Raw genomic sequence first — 24,033 nt, 5'->3', positions numbered from 1 at the left:
GCCGTGAGCCTGCGCGACTCTCCCGCTCACCGGCACGGTGGGCGATAGGGGATACCCGTCAGATATCGCCGCCACGCGGCTCGCGTGATCTCCGGACGCGCCTGGTCGCAGGCATGCGCGACGGCGCGATCGAAGTCGAGCGGCAACTGCCGCACCATGCCGTCGTACACGCCGGAGAACAGCGTCCCGCCGTCGGGTGAGTAGCGGAGTACGGAGACGGCGGTGCTGTAGCCGGTCAGCGTCGTCCCGCGCCGGGGGTGACTGGCGTCCGTGACGTTCCACGAGCGGACCGTGCGGTCGTCGCTCCCGGTCGTCACGGTGCGCCCGTCGGGGCTGAAGGCGATGGTGCCCACGACGTCACTGTGCCCGGTGAGTCCCGCGGTCTCGCGGGGCCGCCGGTCGCGAACGGACCACAGCCGTACGGGCGCGTCCCCGCCGCCGGACGTGACGAGGACGTCCTCGCGCGGGCTGAAGGCCACGGCGAAGACACCGAGGTGGTGCGCCCGCCAACGGGCCAGCCGGACCGGCGCGCGCGGTGCGCCGACGTCCCAGAGCTGCGCCGTCTCGTCCTCGCCGCCGGTGGCCAGGGTGCGCCCGTCCCGGCTGAACGCGACACAGCGCACGGTGTCGGTATGGCCCTTGAGCACACTCAGCGGCCTGGGGTGTCGCGGGTTTCCGGTGTCCCACAGGCGCGCGGTGCGGTCGTTGCCGGCGCTCGCCAGGGTTCCGCCGTCGGGGCTGAACGCGAGTGAGCGGATGCTGCCGGTGTGGGCGCCGGTGGCAGACAGGAGCACCGGGCGCCTGGGATCGGCGACATCCCACAGCCGGATCTTTCGGTCCGTGCCCGCGACGGCCAGAAGGTCGCCGCGCGGGCTCATCTCCACGGCGTGGACGGCGGTTTCGTGTTCCGGCAGCGTGGCCAGGAGGCGCGCTCCCGCCGTCCTGCCGACCTCCCAGAGCCGTACGGCTCCGTCACCGCCGCCCGTGACCATCGTCCGGCCGTGCGGCGCGACCGACAGCGAGAGCAGCTCCTCCCGGTTTCCGGACCACGTCGGCATGAGGGTACTGAGCAGGCTGTCCCGCGTGGCGTGGCCCGGCGCGAGGCGATAGGCGACGAGCGCGAGTTGGACCGCCAGGGCACGGTGCCGGCCTGCCAGTTCGGGCGCCTTGGCCGCCGCATTCCCGGCGATGGCGCGGTCGCGCTGCTGGGTCATCTTCTCGTTGGCGCGCATGGCGTACACGGTCATCGCCAGGGTGAGCGTGAGCAGCGCGGCCAGCGCGGCGACGAGCATCCGCATCCGGCGCGCACGGCGCTGGGCGGTCTCGCTCTCGGCTCTTTCCGCATCGGTCCCGGCCCGGAGGAAGGCCCGCTCCCGCCGGGTGAGCTCGATGCTCCCGGAGTCCGCCAGCTGCCGGCCGAGTGCGAGACGTGCGCCTCGGTACAGGACACCGGGATCGCGGTCCAGGGACTCCCACACCGCAGCCGCGTCCGTGAGCCGCCGGTGCTCCCGCAAGGCCTGCCTGCTGCCGGTCAGCCAGCTGCGCAGCCTCGGCCAGCCGCGGATCAGGGCTTCGTGCGTGATCTCCAGCCGCTGCCCGTCGAGGGTGATCAGACGGGACTCCGCGGCCCGCTCCAGAACGATGCGGGTGTCGCCGTCCGGGTCCAGTTCGGAGCGCTCGATCCGGCGCTTGGTGTCCTCCGTGCCCTCGCCCGGCGCCGTGAGACGCAGGAAGATCTGACGGGCGACGACCCGCTGGCGCGCGTCGAGCGCACCGTAGAACGCCTCCGCCGTCTGTGCGAGGGAACCCTCCACCCCGCCGGACGCGCGGAAACCGTCGAGGGTGAGCTGATGACCGCGACGCCGTCGCCAGGTCTCCAGGAGCACATGCGAGAGAAGCGGCAGCACCGCCCCGTGGCCCTGCGCGTGTGCGACGAGATGGGCGAGCAGCCGTCCCTCCACGCGGCAGCCGGCCCGGACGGCGGGTTCGACGATGGCGCGGTGAAGCTCATCGGCGCTCATCGGCCCGACGGTCACCTGGGCGTCGCGCATCGCCTCCACCAGGTCGGCTTGCTCGGCGCAGTGGGCGTAGAAGTCGGCGCGGATCCCCAGGACCACCCGGCAGCGGCTGTTCTCGGCCTGCGCGCAGTGCACCAGCGCGGCGATGAAACGGGTCCGCTCCTCCTGGCTCCGGCAGACGGTGAACAGCTCTTCGAACTGGTCCACGACGAGCACGGTCTCGGCGTCCGGGCCGTCCTCCGCGGCGATCCCGCACAGCGTCCGGTGCAGATTCCGCGGCTCGGCGGTGATGTCCTGGTGGAGCCGTCCCGGCGTGGTCCGTGCGGGTGGGGCGAGCACGATCGCGGCCTCCTCAACCGGGTGCGGGCCCGGCGTGAACAGGAAGACCTTCCGGCCGTCGGCGCGCAGGCGGGGCAGCAGCCCGGCGCGGAGGACCGAGGACTTGCCGGCACCCGACGCCCCGAAGACGGCCACGAACCGCCGCTTCGCCACCCGTGTCGCGAGGTCGTCCACGAGACGTTCCCGGCCGAAGAACCAGGGGGAGTCGTCGGGTTGGAAGGCAGCCAGCCCGGCGTAGGGCGCCCGCTGGAGCGGCTCGGCGTCCTCGTCGTCTCGGTCCGGGCCGTCACGCAGCGCGGACTCCGCGGCCAGTTCCGCGGCCACGGCGTGCCAGCGGTGTTCCCATCGGTCCGGGTCGCCGCCGCAGGCGCGTACATAGGCCAACGTCACGTCCAGGGAGGGGAGTTTGTGCCCGGCCGCGGCGCTCGACAGCGTGGCGACGGAGAAGTGGGCGATCCCCGACAGGCTGCGGTACGAGGGGCCGCCGGCGTCGTGGCGCAACTGGCGCAGCTCCGCGGCGAATCGCACCAGAGCCGCGTTCCCCGGCGGGAGCGGCTGCTCCCTGCGCGGCATAGAACGACCCCCTCACGCTCGATGTCACATGCGACCGCTGTCCGTCACTCCGCACAGTGCCGACCCGATGATGATCCCGCGCCTCCGACGGCGCCGTGCCGGGTGGATCGAGGACGGCTAGATCACGCCGTGGATACGGGACGTGTCCCTCCCTGTTCCACATACCTTGCGCGACGTGAGGAATGAGCGTTTCCCCGCGGATCAGGACCACGTGAACGGGGCCACCGGCTGCCTGTCCCGGACACCTTCCGGACGGCCGTATTCGATCCCGACGCGGTACGGCCATGTCCGTGGCGCCGATGTCCCGGCGGTGCCCGGGACAAGGGTCGCGGCAGCATCCGTACGCGAATGCGACAGCGGCGTGAAGGCACGCGGGTCGCATGGGAGCGCGCGTCCGAGACATTCATATGGACACGTTCCGGTCCGCGAGCGGACGCCCTGTTACCAGCGGCGCGGACAGCCATGGGCAGGTGAGAGAGCACGTCGAGGCACGTGAACCGGCCCCGAGCCGCCCCCGTTGCAGCCGATAGGCCCAACGGGCAGGGCGCTCCCCTTCGGACAGCAGGAAGTCCCGGGAAAGCGACGGCTGCAAATGCGAAGGCTTACGCGTGAATTCACGGCGTCAGGGCCTCGCGGCGGCGGCGTACATGAACGGCAAGTGGCGCGACGGTTATGGGAATTGCGAGTCCGTTACTTTCCACACTCGCCGAGTTGCGGGTGCGGCAGAATACCCGTGGCCTTCCGCGATCCGGTTGCGCACGCAGGGTCCGTGGCTGCGGCCCTGACCTCACCAGGTCGCCCCCCCGTCGTTCCACCTTGGCCGGGAAGCGGCCCCGGCCGCGGTGCCCGGACACGGTACCGCCCGGGTACGACGCGGAACGAACCGGTACCGCCGAGGTGCGCGGGACGTTCGACGCGGGGGACCCCCGGGCGGGCGGCCTCGGCCCTGCCCCGACGGCCGGCGGTTCAGGACGCGAGTACACCCAGCAGTTGTTCGCCGCGCCGGGTCAGCAGGAGCCGTACCTGCTGGCCCTGGCGCCTGCGCCGGACGAGTCCGGCCGCCTCCAGCAGCTTGCAGTGATGCGTGGCGGCCCCGGGTGCACAACTCAACCGGGAGCTCACCTCGCCCATGGTCAGCCCTTGGGGTGCAAGGCGCATGACCCGGGCGCGCATGCCGCCGAGAACCGCCTCCAAAGGGTCGAGGGGGCGGTCGGTGGTGGCCGCCCCGGAGGCCAGGTCCCGAAGTCCCGGTACCGGGTAGCCGATCCAGCTCCCGTCCGGTCGGCCGAGAGCGAGCACACCGGCCGTGGTACCGGAGACCAGCGGAACGAGCAGGAGCCGACGGTCGGGCAGCTCCCACACTTCCCGGCTCGTCGCACCCCTCGGCAGGGACAGCCCCTCCCGCGTGCGGCGGATGCGCGGCCCCAGACGCGTGAGGGCGGAGTCCAACGTCCCGGTGACCATGGCGATGCCGATGCGTTCAGCCTCGAGTTCGACCAGGTGACGCGACCTGCGCCACACCGGCACGAAGGCTCCCCACAGGCTCGTCACCGCCGCGATGTAACCGTGCACGAACGGCGTCGGCCTGTCGAGGACGCGCCGCCAGCCGGGTGGGACACCGTCCGGGAAGCGTTCCGTGACCTCGGCGGCCAGTTCCTCCTGCGTGACCGCGGCGATTCGGTCGATTTGCTCGGGAAGGGGACTGGTGTCGAGCGGCACCGGCGACAGGCAGTCCGGCAACCACAGCCCGCGGCGCCCGCACGCGGGGGCCAGCGCTCGTGCCGTCCCGCTCGGGCACGCGGCGAGGGCCGCCGACCGCCACATCGGCGGTACCCCTTGGTCCGCCGCACCGAGTGCGTCGGCCAGCAGGGACAGCACCGTGGGCAGCGGCTGCCGTCCCACGGAAACCCGCAAGTCCTCTGTCGTCCCCAGTCGCAACACGGATCCGTTCATTGCACGATCCCCCGTTCCTGCCGTGCCCCGGCCCTGCGCCACCCGAGCGCGCGAGCCCTCGGTGTCCAGGCGTACCAGGGGAACGTTGTTCAGGATCCTCAGCCGAGCGCCGAACAACGCGACGCGAACAACGTCGGCGCGCCCCGCCGCCGCCGGCTCCGGGACGGAGGCGGTCGCGGCGCCCTCGACGGCACCGGCCCGACCAGCGGTCCTGCCGGTTGTCCATATGACACCGGTCGAGGGCGGAGACCGGAATGACTCCGGGGGTGTGCCGGGTAGAGGCGGACCGGGGGCGCGCTCACGTGCTCCACTACGGTGGCAGGGGGCCGACCGGTGTTACGGATCCACTTCACGGCGGAGGACCTCGCCCGGACACGGGTGGCGGCAACGATCGGTGTGGCAGCGGAGATCTACTACAGCCTGGAACTGCTGAAGGAGAACCGGGACCTGCCGCACTACCGCTCGTGGCGGTCGGCGGTCGTGGGCCGGATGGGAGCCGGGACACGCCCCCTGACGTCCCTGGTTCCCGTCCGCGGTCCCGGGCTCGATCTGCTGGCCCTGACGGGCGATGTGCCCTCGGTGGACCACGCGGTGGACAACCTGCTGCACGCCCCCGTGTCCCGGCTGCGGCGCGAGTTCGCCGGTCTGGACTTCCATCCCCGACACGTGGCGTGGGCAAGGCTGGTGTCCGAGGGTGACCGCGACGCCCGGCGGGAGCTCGCCGAGGCTCTGCGCGCCTGCCATCGGCTGACGGTGGAGCCCTTCTGGCACGAAGGGCGGTCCGAACTGGTGGCGCTGTCCACCCGTTGCGCGAGCCTGATGCTGGAGGGCGGTACCGATCTGCTCCTGCGTTCGGTCTGTGCGCCCCTGGTCCGCTGGCGGCCGCCGGTGCTCGAAGCTCCGTATCCGCGTCCGGTCGAGGTGCACCTGCGCGGCAGGGGGCTGCTCATCACACCCACCATCTTCGCGAAGCACCCCGTGAGCTTCCTGTGGGACCCACTGGACCCCGCTCAGCCACCCCGGCTGACCGTGCCCGCCCTCCGCCGGGCGCTGACCGGTCGTCGACCGGCAGAACCGGACGGTGCCGCCTTGCGCAACCTGGAGTCCCTGATGGGGCGCACGCGAGCCGCCGCACTCCGGCTGACGGCGGAGGGCTGCACCACGACCGAACTGGCACGCCGCCTCGACGTCACGGCTGCGGCGGCCAGTCAGCACGCGACCGCTCTGCGAAACACCGACCTCATCACCACCAGCCGCCGAGGCGGATCGGTGTTGCACCTCATCACCCCGCTCGGGCTGGCCCTGTTGCGGACGGGCACTCTGGCGGAAGCGTGAGTTCAGGGCACGCCGCGGCGGTACTGCGGTGAGCAGCGCCCACATCTCCCGGTGCTGTCGGACACTTCGCGAAAGGCAGGGTCCGCCTGCCTGCCACCACGAGTCCGCCCTCCCCTTTTAAGCCCTGCCTTAAGAGGTGGACCGCCTACGGCCGGCTCGCCCAGGATGCGTGAGCCGCACCCCACTCGTTCCCTCCCGGAGACCGCATGCAGCCTCGCTTCACAGCCGCCGTCGACGCCGTCGCGCCGACCTTCGGCGCCCAGGCGGGCGGGGCGCCGATCGGGCGTAGGGACGCCACGCGCATCGGGTTCGGAACCGGGGCTCGACGGCATCCGACCGGGCCCGCGACTTCACCGCGCGGCGCCCACCGCCACCCGCAGCACACCGACTGAAGGAGAGACCATGCCCGTATCGAAGTTCCGGACAGTGACCACCAGCATGGCCATGGCAGCGGGGCTCGCTCTCGCGGCCCTGACCGCGCCCGTGGCGTCGGCAGCACCGTCCACGGGGAGCGCAACCGGCTACGACCGGTGCGCCAGCCCCAACTTCTGCCTGTTCGAGAACATCGACGGCCAGGGGCGTGTCATCGGCCTGCAAGGGCAACGCGGCACACTTCCCCTCGACTTCGACAACATCACCTCGTCCATCCGGAACCGCAGCGGCCGGATCTGGTCCGTCTACACGGGGACCAACTTCACCGGGCGATGCCTGCCCGTCTCCGCCACCTATACGGGGAACGTCACCCAGTACAGCTTGAACGACCAGATCAGCTCCGCGCGACCCGGCCCCTGCCCGGCCTGACCCTCACCTCCGAGCGCCTGGTCCAGCTCCCCCACCGGAGCTGAACCAGGCGCTCGCAGCGCGGAGTTCGACTCGACGCTCACGAGTGACCTGCGGCCTGGACCTGGGTGCCTTCGGCGTCGGGATGCGGCGCGAGGGCGGGGGGCGCGGGCGGCGACCGCGGTGCGGATGCCGCGCTCCACGATCAGGCCGTGCGTCAGCAGGGTCGCCGGCACACCGGCGAGACGCATGAAGTTCTTGCGATGTGTGCCGAAGCCTCTGGAACGCTCTCACCCTGGTTTGCCGAATGGGAGAAGCGGACCGGACGTCTCAGCGACCGACGTCTCGCCGAAGCGGTGGAGAAGTGGGAGTACAGGCTCCTCGGAGACAGCCTCCCGTGGTACATGGACTGGTAAGAGAACTACGAGCAGGAGATGCGCACCCGACTCACGGCCTGGAAGCATTGAGAGGCGTCGTGTTCGTGGTCAGCGAGGTCAGGAGAGGGGGACGGGTGCGGAGACTCTTCGTCCTGTGCCGGAACAGAACCCGCGTTGCTGCTTCCGTGGCTCTGTTGCTCGGCGTCGGCGTGGGCTTGATGTACGCCGCAGCCAGGTTCGGCACTCTCGGATCGGCCGATGCCACGGCTGTTCTGCTGGCGCCCTACCTCTTCGTCCACTATCTGGTGTGGCGGTTCAGACTCAGCCCCGGCATCGGGGCCGGCCCGGAGGGCCTGGTGGTGAGGAACGAGTACCGGGAACACTCAATTCCGTGGTCCGAGATCAGTGATGTTGCCTGGGGGAGGGGCGTCGCGGGCCGAGTCCTGCGCGTGCGTGCGCACGGCAGCACGATCGAATCCGCCGCCTTCACGGGGATCTTCGTCGCTGAGGCGGAGCGACGCAGGATCCTGGCATATATCGCGGAGGCCCGGCGAAGGCCAGGGGACGGGGAAGGCAACTACCGCGTGCGCACGGTCTTCGGTGTGGCGGAGGTCTTGTGCCTCGGAGGGTTCGTGTCCGCACTGATCGCCGCGACGAACTGACCCGGTCGCGGGCGGCCTGCACGGGAGGTTCGGGACAATGCCTGGACGGCATTCCGGGCACACGCGGACCTGGTCGACATGCGCGCCCTGGCTGACCTGACCCGCGCGACGAAACGGGAGACCCCCGCATGACCGACCGCTATCCGTATCGAATAGTGACCGCAAAGGAAGAGAGGACGCTGATCTGGCTTCCCGGGAAAGGTGATGCCCCCGATGAGCTCGCCGTCGACCACCTCGGCAGACTCCTCGCCTTTCGTGACCGCAAGAGCCTGCAGGACTACTGCGATCGCAAAGGCTGGGAGCTCACTTCTGAGGGCGAGGCCACTCTCGATCTGGCCGCCGTCCATGGGTGGTTGGCGCGGTTCGACCTTGGCTCGGTGCCGGCAGGCCTGGTGCTGGAGACATGGAACTTCCTGGAAGACCTCTCCCGGAGCCTCGAGGCCGTCGAACTCCTTCCTGCCCAAGGATCAACCCACGACAGCGCCTACGAAAAGATCTTCGGCGGTGAAGCTCTCGAACCGATCGCTCACGAGGGAGCCTGGACGGACGAGGAGACTGCGGCCGTGCGTGAACTCCTCCGCGCGGGGCTGGATCTTTGGGAGGAAGCCGTGCGCGGGTCGAGCGCTGGATCACCAGGTTCCGCGCATGAGGAATCGAAGGCAGGCTGATTTCGAGGACTGTCTGCATTCGTGCCTGGCAATCGAGGTGCTTCTTCGCGGAGTTGTAGGGTTGTGCGGCTTCGGCATGACCTGGAACACGCTGGGGGAGTGGCGCACAAGGAGGGGAGCGCAGACTAGTTTCCGGCTGGTGGATGCCAGAGCCCCATCCGTTGAAGGCGGCGCTGTCGGGCACGTTCGCCCAGGGCCGTCAGTCCGAAAACGAGGCTGAAGCCAAGCCAGCCAACGACAAGCGGTATTGCATCACCGACAGTGTGCAGACTGTCCAGGTTACCGAGTGTCAGAATTGCTGTTACGAGGGTTGCCGTCCCAGCAGCCACAGCGAGTGGGCGGCGCGCAGCAATCTGTTGCAAGCGAGAGGGCGCTTCGAGACCACCAAGAGCCCGCTCCATGCGCCAGTAGGCGCGAGCGCAACCTCGCCATGTCTGTTCGACCCGAGACCGCACGGTTGTCATGGGCGGAGCGTACCGAAGTGCGTTCAAGTCCGAAGCCCGGCAGCGTGGTTGGCGCCCCAATCGTCCTCTGAAGAGTCCCACCGGGACGATTCCCGTAGCCGGAAGCCTCGGAACCATCCGTTCGCGAGGCGGGCCACCCACCCGTCGTCTGCCGTGCCACCACGGTGCACAATGGGCTGCTCGGGTCGCAGTTGCAGCTCGGGTCAACGGGAGACTCATGGGGCACCGCTCTGAGCGGGTGAACGGCGAGGGATCAACGTCCTCTCGGTACACCCGGGACGTACGGGAAGACCGCCGCTCTGTGCGTGAGGCGCTGCGCTCAGATCTGCCTGCCGCTCACTGGGGCTTGGGCGTGACCGTCATCGTCTTGATCGTGATCGCGGGCCTTTCGGGTCCCGCATGGCCTCTGATCGTCGCTGGGGCGTTCACGGCCTGGTTCCTTCTTGTGCTGACAGTGATTCACATCGGCGGTAGGCGTGGCCGGGACGCCGTCAAGCGGGCCTACGTTGCGACGTTCGGCTGGGCCGACTGGATCTGAGACACGGCGGGCCCGCAGCGGCACCTCGATCCACGATCTCGCTCCGCGGCTTCACCGTGGGTCTTGACCGACGCAGGCCCTCCAGGCGGCGTGGACCGGGGGTGTCACGCGACCGACGTCGCCACCGCAGCCGTCGAAGGCGCAGTGAACCGCGCGAACAACGCCACGATCCTGGCCGCTGATCTCCCCGCAGACCGCGGGGGTCGGTTGGCACCTGCCGGTTCCGAAACGGTGGCCCGCCGGCCTCACGGGTGGCGGGCAGCCGCACCTGCCTTGCGCTGACGGCGGGGTGCTGCTGCGTCCCTGATCTCCTCGGTGGCCACCTGGAAGGCAGGGGTGGCCCGAGCGAAGTAGTCGAAGAGAACGGCGCGTTGGTCCGGCGTGTATCGACTGAGGACTTCGGCGATCCGACGCCGGGCAGGCCCGACCACGCTCTCAATGCGGCCGAGGGAGTCTGCCACCGGCGCGACGATGACCTTGCGCCGATCGTTCGGATCGGCAGCCCGGCGGACGAATCCGGCTCGCTCCAGGCGGTCGATCAGGCGAGTGGTCGCCCCGGTGGTGAGACCGGTACGGGCGGCGAGTTCTCCCGAGGCGAGCGTTCCCTCCAACGTGATCTGGCTGAGCGCGTACCACTCGGAGGCGCTGAGCCCCACCGCTTCCGCCCCGGCCATGCCGTGGAGTCCCACGGCGTCGAGGTATTGCCGGAAGACCACGTGCTCGTCCGCGTGCGTCGGTTCTGCCATGCCCCTGGCTGCCCCTTGTCCATATAGCTGCACGTGTGCAGATAATGTTGACGTGCAATATCTGCATTAGTGTAGCTACTGGGAGGATGTCATGCCCCACACGGACGACCGGAGTGCCGTCACGGCGGTGATCGCCTCACTCATCGACGCCTGGCGACGCCATGACGCGGACAGGTACGGTGCACACTTCACGCAGGACGCCACCTACGTCACTTTCGTCGGCACGCACTACCAGGGGCGTCGCGACATCATCGACAGCCACCGGACGCTGTTCGCCAGATTCCTCAAGGGCACACAGCTCGCGGACGAGATCCTGGACGTCCGCTTCTACGGTCCGGACACCGCCGTCGTCACCGGCCGTGGCGACAGCTACAGGGGCAGCAGGCCGAAGAAACTGACGAAGGTCCAGACCTACACCCTGGTCCGGGAGCAGGACGGTCACTGGCGCATCGCGGCCTTCCACAACACCAAGCGCAAGCCGCTCATGGAGGCCATCTCCTTCAAGGCCGCCCCCACTCTCGTACCGGCATCCCGGAAGTGACCGGTGAAGCAGCAGCAAGACCGAAGAAGGGCCGGGCCCTCCGGGGTCACGCCGGTATCCGGTGCGCCTACGGCCGGGCGCACGTATCGAGGGTCACCATGAACATCTAATCGCGTGAGAGATCCGCCGACGACTCGCTCCTCCGCGGACTTCCTTCTACGACGACAGGACTAGTGATGACCGAAGCGCACGGCTCGACGTCCCCCCGTGACATCTTCTTCGTCTCCAACAACGTGGACGAGATCGGAGGCGTCACCAGCTGGGTGCATCAGATGGCTCGCCTGTTCGTGCAGCGGGGCCACGCCGTGCAGGTCATCGGAGTCGTTCCCGCTCCCGAGGATCAGCGCGTGGACCTGGGTGCCGGCCTGCCGTACGCCACCGCCACGCTGTACGACGTCCACCCGACCCCTCCCGCGCCCCGGCGCAGGTTGGCGCGCACACTCGATCTGGCCGAGCGGCGGCGCGGGGCTGCACGGGCCGCGGGTATGCGGGAGCAGGCGGCCAAGCTCACCTCGCTGTTCCGCGCGGCGCGGCCGGGAGCGGTGATCGTCGTCACGCAGGTCTGGGCCATGGAGTGGGTCGCGCTCGCCGACACGTGCGGGCTGCCGGTCGTCGGCATGACGCACGAGTCGTTCGAGACCTGCCGCAGATCCTCCCGGTTCCACCGGGTCAAACGGTTCTACCGTGACGTGGACCGGCTGCTCGCACTCACCCGCGAGGATGCCGACCTGTGGATTCGCCAGGGCATGAACAACGTGGGCTGCATGCCGAACCCCCTGCCGTTCTTCCCTGACGTCCCGTCCCCGCGGACCGAGAAGCGCGTGGTCAGCATCGGTCGGCTCCACGAGGAGAAGGGCGTGGACCTGCTCCTCGACTCCTGGGCCGACATCGCCCCGGACCACCCCTCCTGGACGCTTGCGGTCTATGGCGCAGGTCCGGAGGAGGGGGCCCTGAAGAAGCAGGCGGCGCACCTGGGGATCACCGATTCGGTGGAGTGGAAGGGCCGTACCGGTGATGTGCCCGGGGCGCTGCGCGAAAGCGCGGTCTTCGCGCTTCCCTCGCGGGGGGAGGGTTTTCCGCTGGCGCCCATGGAAGCGATGGCCACGGCCGTGCCGTGCGTGGCCTTCGACGTGAGTCCCGGAGTGCGGGAGATCATTACGGACGGCGAGGACGGCTTGATCGCCCCGGCGGGGAACACCCGGGCGTTCGCGCAGCACCTCGACAGGCTGATCTGCGACCAGGACCTGCGAGACCGAATGGGCGAGCGGGCGCGACAGAGCGTTCAACGGTTCTCCCCGCAGGAAGTGGTGAACCGTTGGGAGTCCCTCTTCGCCCTGCTGTACTCCTAGTCAGCCGGCCGCCACGTCTCCCCGTCGCCACCCCGCGGCGGGGGTGACGCGTTGCTCGGCATCGGTGGTGTCGCGGCCATCGTGTGCCGAGGGTGAACCGGACCGGGGTGATGTCCCGGGGGAGTCGGTGGGGGCGGGCGGCCGGTTCGCGGCGTTCCGGTGCTGGTCCTGATCCTGCTCCACGGCCCGGCGGGCGCTGCGGCGGGTGACTGCTCCTGCCGTGATCAGGATCAGTGCGAGGGTGCCGGCCGCCGCGGGCCAGTACACGTAGCGGTAGTTGGCCTGGGGTGCGGTCGGCAGGTAGCACGCGATGTACAGCACGGAACTCAGTCCGAGGAGCCGCAGTTCTCTGGACCAGGGTCCCGGCCACCGCCGGCGGAACGTCAGTGCCAGGGCGACGAGCAGCCAGAACCATGCCTGGAAGAGCCACGGCACGTCGCGGGCGAAGCCCGTCACGTAGGACCTCATGGCGGCGTCGAGCGCCGGATTCACCCGGACGTTTCCAGGTGTGCCCTGGAAGGTGCCGCCCGCGTAGCGCAGATTGCCCTCGAACAGCAGGCGGGCGAAGGTCCGGGTGCGGTACCCGGCGTAAGCGGACGCGTGCCGGGGAATCTGCTGCACCCACATCTTCACCAGGACATTCGCCTGGTCGGCCGTGAAGTGCGGGCCGATGGCGTCCCGGTAGCCGGGGGAGTGCGGATAGCACGTGAAGTACGCGTCCCACAGGATGTTCCTCGTCCGGCAGTTCTGCGCGGTGGCGACGAGTTCGTCGCGGAACGCGGGCGAGGCACCGGCCTGCTCGGCGGCGGACCGTACCTCTGGCGGGGTGAGCACGTGGACCAGGTCGTCCAGGGGGATCTGTGCGTACTGGCGGACGGCGAGCGGGTGGGTGGCGGAGGAGACCGTCACGCTGCCGACCGCGGTGAGGGCGGCCACGGAACCGACGGCGATCAGCCATCGACGCCTGCCGGGCACGGGCCACAGAGCGAGTACGAGCATCGGAAGGAGGGGCACGGCGGCGACGAAGGCGTTCTTCCGGACCAGGATCGCGTACGCCATGAAGAGCAGGCCCAACATCAGCAGGGCCCAGCGTGCCCGGCCGTGTCCCGGTGGCAGCTCACGCGCGATGAGGGCGATCGCGCACACGGCGAGCAACGCGTAGGCCATGTGGACGTCCTTCCACACCACCCCGGTGAAGTTGGCGATGTGAGGTGCGAGACCGAACCCGAGCATGAGCAGGGACAGCGGGCGGCTTCTGGTCCGCCTCCACAGGGCGACGGACAGCACCCACACGGTCGCCCACAGCACGGCGGTCTGCAGGGCCGCCATCGCCGCGAGAGTACCGGTGGTGTGGATGAGGACGCGCCAGAGCAGAGCCATGACCGGCGGATGCCAGTTGGTCACGGGCCGGGTGCTTTCTGCCTGGAGAAGCTGTTCGACGCTGTCGGCGGTGAGGAATCCGGGATGGAAGACCGTGCTGACGAGGTAGCCGCAGCCCGCGGCCGCCAGGGCCAGGAACCCTGGCCAGAACCTGTCGTCCCGCCACCCACCCGTGTCGCGGGGACCGGGATCGCCCGGATTCACCGAGGGCCCGTCGGAAGGGTCCTCCCGCGACGGCGTGAAGACGAGTCCTCGGTAGACGGTGAAGCGGACGAAGGTAGCCGCCGCCCATCCCATCAGGCGGGCCACATTGTCACTCAAGGCCGTGGAGTGGCCGAGCAGTTGATGAGACACGTACAGCGGGGCGGCAGTGATCGCGAGTCCCACCAGGTTGACCCCGATGAACCAGGCCACCTCACGCGGGCTGATCGGCCCCTTGCGGTCGCGGTAGGTCCAATGGCGATTCCCGAACCAACTCACCAGCATGGCGAGCACGGTGGCGACGGCCGAGGCGCTCACCGGAGCGGCATGCAGCGGCCCCTCACCCGGTGGGCCGAACGCGAGCAGATTGAAACTCGCCGTCTCCACCACGAACGCGAGCGCGCCCACGGTGCCGAAGGCCGCGACCTCGCGCCAGATGGTCCGCATCCATGCGGGTGAACGTCGAATCCAAGCCGTCGGCTCCAGCATGACGCCGAAGGTAACGTATGCCGCAAAAGCTACCAAATCCGACTGCCGGTCGTGAGGGAAGCGGCGACCGGCACCAGGGGCGACACGGAGGCCGAGGAAAGACCATGAATCCCACCGTTGCGTGCGTCGTGCCCTGTTACAACGAGGAGGCGGCCGTCGGGAAGGTCGTGCGCGACCTACGCGCTTCGCTCCCCGAGGCGATCATCTACGTCTACGACAACGCCTCCACCGACAACACCGTCGCCGAGGCTCACGCGGCCGGCGCGGTCGTGCGGTCCGAGCCGCGCAAGGGCAAGGGCAACGTCATCCGTCGCGCCTTCGCCGATGTCGAGGCCGACGCGCTCCTCATCATCGACGGAGACGACACCTACGACGCCTCCCGGGCCCGCGAAATGGTCGACCTGCTCTTCGAAGGCCCCTACGACCAGGTCGTCGGCGCCCGCCGCGAGAGCGTCGAGACCGCCTACCGGGCAGGTCACGCGGTCGGCAACAAGATGCTCACGGGTGCCGTGCGGACCCTTTTCGGCAACGACGTCACCGACATGCTCAGCGGCTACCGTGTCTTCTCCCGCCGCTACATCAAGTCCTTCCCCGCTCTCTCCCGCGAGTTCGAGACCGAGACCGAGATGACGGTCCACGCACTCAGCCTGCGGCTTCCCACCGTCGAGTTGGAGGTGGGCTTCAAGGACCGTCCCGCGGGCAGCACCAGCAAACTCCGCACCTATCGCGACGGTTGGCGCATTCTGAAGCTCATCCTGGGGCTGGCCCGCAGGCAGCGGCCGTCCCAGTTCCACGCCGTCATCGCCGGCGTGCTCACCGTCGTCGCGTTCGCTCTGGGCCTGCCCGTCGTCGTCGAGTTCACCCGGACCGGCACCGTGCCGCGACTGCCCACCGCCGTGCTCGCCGCCTCCATCATGATCATCGCGGTCCTGGTCCTGCTCGTCGGCTACATCCTGGAATCGTTCAAACACATGCGCCAGGAACAGGCCAGCCTCGTCCACCTCGGATACTCCGCCCCCTCCCGCAGCGCGGACTTCGTACCCGTGACCCTCGCCGACACCACCCACAGCCGAGTCATCCGTCCCTGACGTACCGTGCCGTCCGGCTCCGGCACGCCGCCGTCCGCAGTGATCCACCCGACCCGCACCGGGTGAGCCGTGTCTCACCCCGGCGGCGTTGCTATGCAACGAGGTGCATAGGAGGATCGTGCGCATGGCGCTCGAACACGCGATCCTCGTCTCCCTGCTGGAGAAGCCGGGCTCCGGTTATGAGCTGGCCCGGCGGTTCGAGCGGTCCATCGGCTACTTCTGGACCGCCACCCACCAGCAGATCTACCGCGTGCTCAAGCGCATGGAGAGCGACGGCTGGATCGACGTCCGGGACATCCCGCAGTACGGGCGACCGGACAAGAAGGAGTACTCCGTCACCGAGCCCGGACGGGACGCGCTGTCCGCGTGGCTGCACGAACCGACCGAGCCCGAGAGCGTGCGACACGACCTCGCGGTGAAGGTCCGCGGCGCCGCCTTCGACGATCCGGCCGCCCTGATCGGTGAGGTCGAGCGGCACCGCCAGACACACGCGGACCGCCTGGCCCACTACCTCGCGGGCGAGGCCCGCGACTTCGGGGACCCCCCGCCGGACGGCACGCCCGACGCAGAACGCGAGCTCCAGCACGTGGTACTGCGCGGCGGCGTCGCGTACGAGCGGATGATGATCGCCTGGCTCGACGACGTCCTCGCCACCCTCGCCGGCTTCGAGACCGGTCGCTGACCTGCCCAGCAGACCCCCGGGCCCCGTGCCCCAACCCACCCCCAACCCTCCCAGCCGAAAGGCGGCACCCATGGCCGACGCCCTGCTCTTCAACCCGCGGACGTACGACCCCGCGCACTTCGACCCGGAGACCCGCCGGCTGCTGCGCGCCACCGTCGACTGGTTCGAGGACCGGGGCAAGCGCCGGCTGATCGAGGACTACCGGACCCGCGCCTGGCTGGGCGACTTCCTCGCCTTCGCCGCCAAGGAGGGACTCTTCGCGACCTTCCTCACCCCCGCCTCCGCCGCCGCGGAGACCGAGAGCGACAAGCGCTGGGACACCGCCCGCATCGCCGCCCTCAACGAGATACTCGGGTTCTACGGCCTCGACTACTGGTACGCGTGGCAGGTCACCATCCTCGGCCTCGGCCCCGTCTGGCAGAGCGACAACGCCGCCGCCCGTGCCCGCGCCGCGGAACTGCTCGCCCAGGGCGAGGTGTTCGCCTTCGGCCTGTCCGAGAAGGCCCACGGAGCCGACATCTACTCCACCGACATGCTCCTGGAGCCCGACGGCACCGGCGGCTTCCGGGCCACCGGCTCCAAGTACTACATCGGCAACGGAAACGCCGCCGGGCTCGTCTCCGTCTTCGGCCGGCGCACCGACGTCGAGGGCCCGGACGGTTACGTCTTCTTCGCCGCCGACAGCCGCCACCCGGCCTACCACCTGGTCAAGAACGTCGTCGACTCGTCGAAGTACGTCAGCGAGTTCCGCCTCGACGACTACCCCGTGGCCCCCGAGGACGTCCTGCACACCGGCCGCGCCGCCTTCGACGCCGCCCTCAACACGGTCAACGTGGGCAAGTTCAACCTGTGCACCGCCTCGATCGGCATCTGCGAGCACGCGATGTACGAGGCCGTCACGCACGCGCAGAACCGCATCCTCTACGGCCGCCCCGTCACCGCCTTCCCGCACGTGCGGCGCGAGTTGACCGACGCGTACGTCCGGCTCGTCGGCATGAAGCTGTTCAGCGACCGCGCCGTCGACTACTTCCGCACCGCGGGCCCCGACGACCGCCGCTACCTCCTCTTCAACCCGATGACGAAGATGAAGGTGACCACCGAGGGCGAAAAGGTCATCGACCTGATGTGGGACGTCATCGCCGCCAAGGGCTTCGAGAAGGACAACTACTTCGCCCAGGCCGCCGTCGAGATCCGCGGCCTGCCGAAGCTGGAAGGCACCGTTCACGTCAACCTGGCGCTGATCCTCAAGTTCATGCGCAACCATCTGCTCGACCCGGCCCCGTACGAGCCCGTCCCGACCCGCCTCGACGCGGCCGACGACGCCTTCCTCTTCCGGCAGGGCCCTGCGCGCGGCCTCGGCTCGGTGCGCTTCCACGACTGGCGCCCGGCCTTCGACGCCTACGCCCACCTCTCCAATGTGGCCCGGTTCCGCGAACAGGCCGACGCGCTCTGCGACTTCGTACGCACGGCCGCTCCCGGCGAGGAGCAGAGCCGGGACCTCGACCTGCTCCTCGCCGTCGGGCAGCTCTTCGCGCTCGTCGTGCACGGACAGCTGGTCCTGGAGCAGGCTGCGGCGGCGGGTCTCGACGAGGATGTGCTCGACGAGCTGTTCGCCGTCCTCGTGCGGGACTTCTCCGCGCACGCCGTCGAGCTGCACGGCAAGGACTCCGCAACCGAGGAGCAGCAGCACTGGGCACTCGGCGCGGTCCGGCGCCCGGTCGTCGACGCGTCGCGTTCGGAGCGGGTCTGGCAGCGCGTCGAGGCGCTGTCGGGAACGTACGAGATGAAGCCCTGAGGCCCGGCGCGGCCACGGGCCGCCCGGCGGAGCACTGCGCCCGCCACCGGTCGTAGTCCGTCACGGCCGGCGCTCTCCGCCGGGCGGGTGCCCCCCGGGGCCCGGCACGCGCCGGGCCCCGGGCCGCTCGTCAGGTGGCGGCCTCCGCCTCCGGGAAGTCACCGCCGTCCCACCACTTGAGTTGGCGCTGGAAACGGCGGCAGCCCACCCTGGTGCAGCGGTGGAAGGCGGACGGGTCGTCCACCTCCAGGATCCGGCGCACGTGCGCCTCCTCGTCCTTGGTGAGCTTGCGGAACCGCTGCAGCGGCCCTCCGCAGTTCGGGCAGCGCACGTCCACGGCGACACCTCCGTGTGGAACCGGTCCGGGGGAGAGAACAGGGGCGGGGGCCGGAAGCGTCCGGGCGCCGGACGACGGCCCCGCGCGCGCATGCGCTCCCGGGCTGGGCCCACGGTCCCGAACTCCGCCGCGCCGCGTCGCCCCTTTCACCTCAAGCGCCCCCTCGGGGGAGCCGGCCGTCGAGGAGGTCCGGGCCGACCGGCCCGGCACAGACCGGCGACGCCGAGTCCGAGACCCGCGTCGGCGAATGCCGCTTCGATGCTTCCGGGCACGGTCCTGTCACCAGGGGAAGGCTCCGGACCCCCGGAAGGAGACCATGAACCAGATCACCAGAGGCATGAGGACAAGAAGAACGAACCCGGCAAGGACCTTCGCCCATGCCGCTGACTTGCCGGGTCCCGCGGTCGCCATGATCGCTCCGAGTGGGTGCCTGGGCATGGCCGACTGCCGACGCCTCCCCGATGGTAGCCCGTGCAATTGCGTTGGCGGGGGCCGCAGTTCAGCGGTTCAGTAGGACCAGCGCCAGGCGCCCGATCGGTAGCGGCACGTGATGCCGGTGCCGGAGGCGTTCGTGGTGCTCGCACCGTGGTCGCTGTTCCGGCAGTACTGCCCGGCCTGGTAGCAGTTGCCGGAGTTGGAAGTGATGGAGCACGTGCCCGTTCTGCCGGCGTCGCCCCCACTGCTGGACGTCGAGGACGTGCCGCCGCTCGTGCTGCCCGCAGGACGGGAGGTCTTGGTGACGGTGACGGTCGGTGCCGGCTCGGCCTTGGCCGTCTTGGTGACGGTGACGGCGGGTTCGGGTGCTGCGGTCACGGATCGCGTCGCCGTGACGGTCGCTCTGGGCACTGCGGCTGCGTTCGCGGTGTCCGGATTCTCGCCGGCGGCACCGAACATGCCGCCGAGCAGCAGGAGTCCGGCGCCGGAGGCCCATACGCGCTTGCGCTTGCGCAGCGGCCGGGAGTCCGGGCGGTTGGGTGGCGCCGAGGGCGGTACGGGGCTGGACGGGCCGTACGGGTTGCTCATGATCCCCCCTGGGATGCGGTGACTGCAGGGCCGCCAGGCCCGCCGGCCTGTGTCCGGCGGCCCCCCTCGCGGCTCAGCGGCTCTCAGTGTCCCTGCCGGCGCGGAACGTCACACGCGTATCGAGAGGATGCGTGCCGGGCACGCACGAGACCCCGGGGTATGTACCAGGACGTCCCGGGGTCTCTCTGTGTGGGTTGTGCGGTTCAACGGGTTGCCAACAGTGCGGGACGTAAACGCCGGGCACCGGCGGACGAGGTACCGCGCTCGACCGGAACCGGCGCCCCGCCTGCAGCCGGGCCGCTTCGTCGGCCCGGCAGACGCAGCGGACCGGCGTCCCGTCGGCCGCCGCTCCTGGAAGAGCAGGCGCCGAGGGGGCAGGGCGGCGCCCACCGCCATGCTCAGGCGGTGGCGCCGGGGATGCGGTCGATGATGCCGGCGAGGTCCACGTCGGTGGGGAGGGTACCGAAGGCCAGGCCGCGGTCCCCGGCGAGCCGGGTGGCGCAGAAGGCGTCGGCCACCGTGCCCGGTGCGTACCGGACCAACAGGGACCCCTGCAGCACCAGGGCCATTCGTTCGACCAGGCTGCGGGCGCGCAGTTCGATGTCGGCGCTGGGCACGAGTCGGCCGCGCAGTTCGCGCCAGGACTCGTCGAGTCGGCGGTCGGCTCCCAGCGCCGATTCGATCTCGCTGCGGTAGGCCTCCAGGGAATCCGGTTCACGGATGATTGCACGCAGCACATCGAGGGCGTTGACGTTGCCGGAGCCTTCCCAGATTCCGTTGAGCGGTGCGTCGCGGTAGAGCCGGGGCATGCCCGAAGCCTCGTCGTAGCCGTTGCCGCCGAGGCACTCGACCGCTTCGGCGACCATGGTCGGATGCCGCTTGCACACCCAGTACTTGCCGACAGCGGTGGCCAGTCGCAGGAAGGCCCGCTCCTGGTCGTTGCCGTGCTGCGCGCGGTCGGCCGCGCCGGCGACACGCAGTGCCAAGGTCGTGGCGGCCTCGGACTCGAGGGCCAAGTCGGCGATCACATTGCGCATCAGCGGCTGGTCGATCAGGGTGGCACCGAAAGCCGAGCGGTGCCGGACATGATGGGCGGCGTGGGTCAGGGCGGTACGCATTCCGGAGGCCGAGCCGAGGATGCAGTCCAGCCGGGTCATGGTCACCATCTCGATGATGGTGCGCACCCCACGGCCCTCGTCGCCGACCAGCCACGCCACGGTGTCGTCGAACTCCGGCTCGCTGCTGGCATTGCTGCGGTTGCCGAGCTTGTCCTTGAGCCGCTGGATGCGGAAGGTGTTGCGGCTGCCGTCGGGCAGCACACGCGGCACCAGGAAACACGAGAGCCCACCGGGCGCTTGGGCGAGCACCAGGAAGAGGTCGTTCATCGGCGCGCTGGTGAACCACTTGTGCCCCCGCAACCGCCAGGTGCCGTCGGGCTGTTCGGCTGCGGTGGTGGTGTTGGTGCGTACGTCCGAGCCACCCTGTTTCTCCGTCATGCCCATTCCGGCCAGCAGGCCGAGCTTGCCGCCCGGCGCCGCCAGGCCGGGGTCGTAGACACGGCTGGTCAGCAGCGGCTCGTACTCCGCCGCCAGCTTCGGCGCCGAACGCAGCGCGGGAACGACGGCGTAGGTCATGGAGACAGGGCAGATGTGCCCGGAGTCGGTGAAGCTCCACACCATGAGCCCGGCAGCGCGCGCCACATGGGCACCCGGCCTGTCATCCCCCCACGGCGCGCCGCCGAGGCCCTCGCGGATCGCGACGTCGATCAGGGAGTGGTAGGAGGGGTGGAAGTCGACCTCGTCGACCCGGTTGCCGTAGCGGTCGTGGGTGCGCAGCACCGGCTCGTGCCGGTTGGCCTCCTCGCCCCAGCGCTGGGCCTGCTCGCTGCCGGCGAGGCGTCCCAGACGGTGCAGGTCCTCCAGATGCCACGCGGCGCCCTCGCGGCGCACGCCCTCGATCAGCGCCGGGTCGTCGGCGACATCGTGCCCGGCCAGCGGCGGGGCCTGATTGGTCACCTCATGCGTGGACGCGGTGGGATTGCTGCGCAGCAAAGGACGGTCGGCGGTTGCGGTCATCGAGGTTCACTCCACGGGGCCTGGGGATTCACGCTCGGGGCGGGCGCCCGCACAGCGCAGGGACATGGCGGTCAGCTCGGTGATCAGCTGTTCCGCGTCGTCCTCGTCCGGCGCGGCCAGCGGGTCGATCAGGACCTCGGCGATCGCCCCCGTCAGGGCTGCCGCTGTGACGTGAGGGTCCTGCTCGGGGAGGATCCCGGCATCGACGCCTTCGCGGACGACCTCGGCGAACAGGTCGCGGTAGCGGCGCCGGTACTCCAGCCGTTCTCGGCCGACCGCAGGGTCGGCCGGTGCCGCGACCAGGGCGTAGGCCAGGCCTCGCGCCTCCAGGGCGCGCCGCGAGAAGACGCCGATGCCCAGGGCCAGGCGCTGCACCGGGTCGCCTCCGGCCTCGCGCAGCACCTGGCCGAGGACCTCCACCTCGCGTCCGGATGCGCGGCGGAAGACCTCGACGGCCAGTGCGGCCTTGGAGGGGAAGTGCTGATAGACCGAACCGGCCGACATTCCGGCTGCGGCGGCGACCGCGTTGACCGAGGCGTTGGCCCAGCCCACGTCAGCCACCACGGAGGCGGCCCGGTCGAGCAGGTGCTCCCTGGCGGTGTCCAGACGATGCTGCACGGCGGGCGTCTTGCGGTAGGCCATGAAAGAAGTGAACCATCATTCAGACCTTCACGCCAGGCTCTGTACGTCGCCTGGGCTCAGCCGTCCGACGCGGCGGGGGAGTGGGGACCGTGGAGCGGCTTGCTCCTCCCGCTTCGGATGGGCCGGGGCCGGACCTCGGTCATCGACGCCGAGTCCGGTTCACGGTTCGGCGACGGCGGTACCACGGCTGCGGTGTCAGTCCGCTGAAGTATCGTTCGCGCCACCGCACACCGACTGTGAGGACAAAGAGAATTGACCGGCCTGTCCGCCTTCCCGCTGCCCTTTCATGCCTCCCGTTCCATAGCGTTCGCGAGACCGCGCACGCTGGGGGAACTGCAGATGATGCAGTGCAGCTCCCACCTCCGGGCGAAGCCGGGGTGGTTCGACAAGATGAACGATGCCGACATCGTCACCAGGTGGACGCGAGAAGCGATCGCGCAGGGCCTCACCGAGGCGCAGGTTCGTTACGTGCTTGCGGAACTCGCGCACTACGCCGCGCTGAGGGACGGACGATCCGGTGTCGAGGTGTCCGCCGTCGACGGGGTGTGGCAGTCGGACGCGCTCGTCGACGACAAGCTCAGTTCGCGACTGCGTGAGGCGGTGCGGGTTCTGGAGCAGGTCCCGGAATCGGAGAAGGACTGGCATCCCGGATCCGACGGCCAGGTACTGGATCTGGTTCACCCTTCGCTCTTCTGCCTGGTGAGAGAAGTGAGCGAGGCGCCCGACCGGGCCTGGCAGAACCCGACGGACCGCTACTCGAAGTACGAGTTCTCGGAGAGGTTCCAGTGGCTGCCCACGGACGTCGACGTCAGCGGCGACGGGGATGTCACCTTCCGCTCGTACGTCAACAACGTCCACCCCGAGACCCATCGAGAACTGGCCGCAGTTCTGCCGGAGTTGTTCGCGCGATTCCGCCCGCTCCTGGAGAACGTGCTCACAGACCTGCGCCATCCGCGACCCCTGCGGATCGAGGCCGATCCCTACGGCTGGTACGACTCGAAGCCGGAGTATCCGAACAAGTCCTCCTACGCCGATGACGAGGCCTACGCGGAAGCCGTCCGCGCATGGGAAACAGCACACGACGACTGGTGGGAAAACCGTCGCCCGTCCGTCCCGGACGCTCCGGAATTCACCCCGCCCGAGTCGCCCGACGAACCCGCCCGAGTCGACCTGCGCGGCCGCGGTCTCCAGGTCATCGTCAAGCTCGCCACCATTCACCTCACCCCGGACAAGCCCGAGTACCCGGGCGGTTCCTGGCACGTCGAGGGGATGCTGAACGAGCGCATCGTCTCGACCGGCATCTACTACTGGGACAGCGAGAACGTCACCGAGAGCCGGCTGAGTTTCCGGGCGGCCCTCGACGACCCGGACTACGAACAGAACGACGACAACGGCGTGCGTGACGTCTACGGCCTGGAGGACGAGGACGCACTCAACCAGGTGCTGGGATCGGCATCGACCCCGGCGGGCCGCTGCCTGGCCTTCCCGAACATCCTGCAACACCGGGTCGGCTCGTTCCGCCTCACGGACCCGACCCGCCCCGGACACCGCAAGATCCTCGCCTTCTTCCTGGTCGACCCGTCGGAAAGAATCGTCTCGACATCCGATGTGCCACCGCAGCAACCATGGTCCGAGACCTCGACCATGACGCTCGAAGAGGCCAAGGAATACCGCGAACAACTCATGCGGGAGAGGAAGTTCTTCGTCGACGAGCACAACGAGCAGCTCTACGAACGAGAGTTCTCCCTCTGCGAGCACTGAGCGGCTTCTGCCTCCCGTCTGGGGGCGGACGGGTCCGGACGACCTCGCCCGACGGCCGCGGGCGTTGCAACACACCGGCGGCGCCGCCCCCCTGCCACAGGGGGGGGGGGGGCGGCGTCCGCGCGGCTGGTGGTGGTTGCTGATGCCTGTGTCTGGTGTCGGCGGTGGCGCGGTATCACCGTGCGATCCCCTTCTCCCCTGCATGTGTCACTGCCCT

General features: G+C 69.8%; 19 protein-coding genes. 11 read left to right on the top strand and 8 right to left on the bottom strand.

Features of this window, described 5'->3' with window-relative positions; all coding sequences use genetic code 11:
- Positions 1 to 26 precede the first annotated feature (26 nt).
- Entirely contained in the window at positions 27 to 2,885 is a 2,859-nt protein-coding gene (locus ACZ4NT_RS32640; RefSeq protein WP_467728643.1) for an nSTAND1 domain-containing NTPase, read from the bottom strand.
- Between the two features lie 1,011 nt (positions 2,886 to 3,896).
- Positions 3,897 to 4,832 (bottom strand): hypothetical protein, encoded by a 936-nt coding sequence (locus ACZ4NT_RS32635; RefSeq protein WP_467728642.1) that lies wholly within the window; start codon positions 4,830 to 4,832, stop codon positions 3,897 to 3,899.
- 384 nt (positions 4,833 to 5,216) lie between these two features.
- Between ACZ4NT_RS32635 and ACZ4NT_RS32630 the strand changes: the two genes are divergently transcribed.
- The 5 genes from ACZ4NT_RS32630 to ACZ4NT_RS32610 all read left to right on the top strand — a co-directional run bounded on the left by ACZ4NT_RS32630 (position 5,217) and on the right by ACZ4NT_RS32610 (position 9,707).
- Complete coding sequence (locus tag ACZ4NT_RS32630) at positions 5,217 to 6,218, top strand: transcriptional regulator (RefSeq protein ID WP_183117220.1); 1,002 nt, start codon at positions 5,217 to 5,219, stop codon at positions 6,216 to 6,218.
- 402 nt (positions 6,219 to 6,620) lie between these two features.
- Entirely contained in the window at positions 6,621 to 7,019 is a 399-nt protein-coding gene (locus ACZ4NT_RS32625) for a peptidase inhibitor family I36 protein (RefSeq protein WP_183117219.1), read from the top strand.
- Positions 7,020 to 7,473: 454 nt separating this feature from the next.
- The gene (locus ACZ4NT_RS32620) at positions 7,474 to 8,037 is read left to right on the top strand and encodes a hypothetical protein (protein ID WP_467728641.1); all 564 of its coding nucleotides are present in this window, start codon (positions 7,474 to 7,476) and stop codon (positions 8,035 to 8,037) included.
- A 128-nt stretch (positions 8,038 to 8,165) separates the two neighbouring features.
- Entirely contained in the window at positions 8,166 to 8,705 is a 540-nt protein-coding gene (locus ACZ4NT_RS32615) for a hypothetical protein (RefSeq protein WP_467728640.1), read from the top strand.
- 816 nt (positions 8,706 to 9,521) lie between these two features.
- The gene (locus ACZ4NT_RS32610) at positions 9,522 to 9,707 is read left to right on the top strand and encodes a hypothetical protein (protein WP_467728639.1); all 186 of its coding nucleotides are present in this window, start codon (positions 9,522 to 9,524) and stop codon (positions 9,705 to 9,707) included.
- Positions 9,708 to 9,952: 245 nt separating this feature from the next.
- Here the strand turns inward: ACZ4NT_RS32610 and ACZ4NT_RS32605 are convergent, their stop codons facing one another.
- On the bottom strand, positions 9,953 to 10,453 hold the full coding sequence (locus ACZ4NT_RS32605) for a MarR family winged helix-turn-helix transcriptional regulator (protein ID WP_467728638.1): 501 nt from the start codon (positions 10,451 to 10,453) through the stop codon (positions 9,953 to 9,955).
- A 91-nt stretch (positions 10,454 to 10,544) separates the two neighbouring features.
- On the opposite strand from ACZ4NT_RS32605, the gene ACZ4NT_RS32600 reads away from it, so the two are divergent.
- Both ACZ4NT_RS32600 and ACZ4NT_RS32595 read left to right on the top strand, forming a co-directional pair.
- Positions 10,545 to 10,994, top strand: a complete 450-nt coding sequence (locus ACZ4NT_RS32600; protein ID WP_121408868.1) for an SgcJ/EcaC family oxidoreductase — start codon at positions 10,545 to 10,547, stop codon at positions 10,992 to 10,994.
- 176 nt (positions 10,995 to 11,170) lie between these two features.
- Positions 11,171 to 12,343, top strand: coding sequence for a glycosyltransferase (locus tag ACZ4NT_RS32595; protein WP_121408867.1), 1,173 nt, complete (start codon positions 11,171 to 11,173; stop codon positions 12,341 to 12,343).
- Here ACZ4NT_RS32595 and ACZ4NT_RS32590 read toward each other — a convergent pair whose 3' ends face one another.
- Entirely contained in the window at positions 12,344 to 14,371 is a 2,028-nt protein-coding gene (locus ACZ4NT_RS32590) for a GtrA family protein (RefSeq protein WP_467728637.1), read from the bottom strand. It abuts the gene before it with no gap.
- Between the two features lie 146 nt (positions 14,372 to 14,517).
- Here ACZ4NT_RS32590 and ACZ4NT_RS32585 point away from each other — a divergent pair, with 146 nt between their 5' ends.
- From ACZ4NT_RS32585 to ACZ4NT_RS32575, 3 genes are all read left to right on the top strand, one after another.
- On the top strand, positions 14,518 to 15,501 hold the full coding sequence (locus ACZ4NT_RS32585) for a glycosyltransferase family 2 protein (protein WP_121408865.1): 984 nt from the start codon (positions 14,518 to 14,520) through the stop codon (positions 15,499 to 15,501).
- Positions 15,502 to 15,625: 124 nt separating this feature from the next.
- Positions 15,626 to 16,183: a PadR family transcriptional regulator gene (locus tag ACZ4NT_RS32580; protein WP_121408864.1), complete on the top strand. Its 558-nt coding sequence runs from the start codon at positions 15,626 to 15,628 to the stop codon at positions 16,181 to 16,183.
- A 70-nt stretch (positions 16,184 to 16,253) separates the two neighbouring features.
- Positions 16,254 to 17,978 carry an acyl-CoA dehydrogenase family protein gene (locus ACZ4NT_RS32575; protein ID WP_467728636.1) on the top strand — a complete coding sequence of 575 codons (1,725 nt, stop codon included), beginning with the start codon at positions 16,254 to 16,256 and terminating at the stop codon, positions 17,976 to 17,978.
- 130 nt (positions 17,979 to 18,108) lie between these two features.
- Here ACZ4NT_RS32575 and ACZ4NT_RS32570 read toward each other — a convergent pair whose 3' ends face one another.
- The 4 genes from ACZ4NT_RS32570 to ACZ4NT_RS32555 all read right to left on the bottom strand — a co-directional run bounded on the left by ACZ4NT_RS32570 (position 18,109) and on the right by ACZ4NT_RS32555 (position 22,055).
- A complete protein-coding gene (locus ACZ4NT_RS32570) occupies positions 18,109 to 18,315 on the bottom strand; it encodes a hypothetical protein (RefSeq protein ID WP_121408862.1) in 207 nt (68 codons plus the stop codon).
- 507 nt (positions 18,316 to 18,822) lie between these two features.
- Entirely contained in the window at positions 18,823 to 19,338 is a 516-nt protein-coding gene (locus ACZ4NT_RS32565; protein WP_121408861.1) for a hypothetical protein, read from the bottom strand.
- Between the two features lie 398 nt (positions 19,339 to 19,736).
- Positions 19,737 to 21,413 (bottom strand): acyl-CoA dehydrogenase family protein, encoded by a 1,677-nt coding sequence (locus ACZ4NT_RS32560; protein WP_467728635.1) that lies wholly within the window; start codon positions 21,411 to 21,413, stop codon positions 19,737 to 19,739.
- 6 nt (positions 21,414 to 21,419) lie between these two features.
- Positions 21,420 to 22,055 carry a TetR/AcrR family transcriptional regulator gene (locus tag ACZ4NT_RS32555; protein WP_121408859.1) on the bottom strand — a complete coding sequence of 212 codons (636 nt, stop codon included), beginning with the start codon at positions 22,053 to 22,055 and terminating at the stop codon, positions 21,420 to 21,422.
- Positions 22,056 to 22,307: 252 nt separating this feature from the next.
- On the opposite strand from ACZ4NT_RS32555, the gene ACZ4NT_RS32550 reads away from it, so the two are divergent.
- Positions 22,308 to 23,816, top strand: a complete 1,509-nt coding sequence (locus ACZ4NT_RS32550; RefSeq protein WP_467728634.1) for a DUF4246 domain-containing protein — start codon at positions 22,308 to 22,310, stop codon at positions 23,814 to 23,816.
- Positions 23,817 to 24,033: the final 217 nt, after the last annotated feature.

The organism is Streptomyces sp. NPDC026417, assembly GCF_055567695.1.
The sequence above is the reverse complement of the archived record's forward strand: the minus strand, read 5'-3'. Positions and strand labels throughout refer to the sequence as shown.

Bases quoted from the DNA above. Each gene is read 5' to 3' on its own strand.
- ACZ4NT_RS32625 (WP_183117219.1), top strand. From the start codon at position 6,621: ATGCCCGTATCGAAGTTCCGGACAGTGACCACCAGCATGGCCATGGCA.
- ACZ4NT_RS32615 (WP_467728640.1), top strand. From the start codon at position 8,166: ATGACCGACCGCTATCCGTATCGAATAGTGACCGCAAAGGAAGAGAGG.
- ACZ4NT_RS32605 (WP_467728638.1), bottom strand. From the start codon at position 10,453: ATGGCAGAACCGACGCACGCGGACGAGCACGTGGTCTTCCGGCAATAC.
- ACZ4NT_RS32600 (WP_121408868.1), top strand. From the start codon at position 10,545: ATGCCCCACACGGACGACCGGAGTGCCGTCACGGCGGTGATCGCCTCA.
- ACZ4NT_RS32595 (WP_121408867.1), top strand. From the start codon at position 11,171: ATGACCGAAGCGCACGGCTCGACGTCCCCCCGTGACATCTTCTTCGTC.
- ACZ4NT_RS32590 (WP_467728637.1), bottom strand. From the start codon at position 14,371: ATGCGGACCATCTGGCGCGAGGTCGCGGCCTTCGGCACCGTGGGCGCG.
- ACZ4NT_RS32585 (WP_121408865.1), top strand. From the start codon at position 14,518: ATGAATCCCACCGTTGCGTGCGTCGTGCCCTGTTACAACGAGGAGGCG.
- ACZ4NT_RS32580 (WP_121408864.1), top strand. From the start codon at position 15,626: ATGGCGCTCGAACACGCGATCCTCGTCTCCCTGCTGGAGAAGCCGGGC.
- ACZ4NT_RS32575 (WP_467728636.1), top strand. From the start codon at position 16,254: ATGGCCGACGCCCTGCTCTTCAACCCGCGGACGTACGACCCCGCGCAC.
- ACZ4NT_RS32565 (WP_121408861.1), bottom strand. From the start codon at position 19,338: ATGAGCAACCCGTACGGCCCGTCCAGCCCCGTACCGCCCTCGGCGCCA.
- ACZ4NT_RS32560 (WP_467728635.1), bottom strand. From the start codon at position 21,413: ATGACCGCAACCGCCGACCGTCCTTTGCTGCGCAGCAATCCCACCGCG.
- ACZ4NT_RS32555 (WP_121408859.1), bottom strand. From the start codon at position 22,055: ATGGCCTACCGCAAGACGCCCGCCGTGCAGCATCGTCTGGACACCGCC.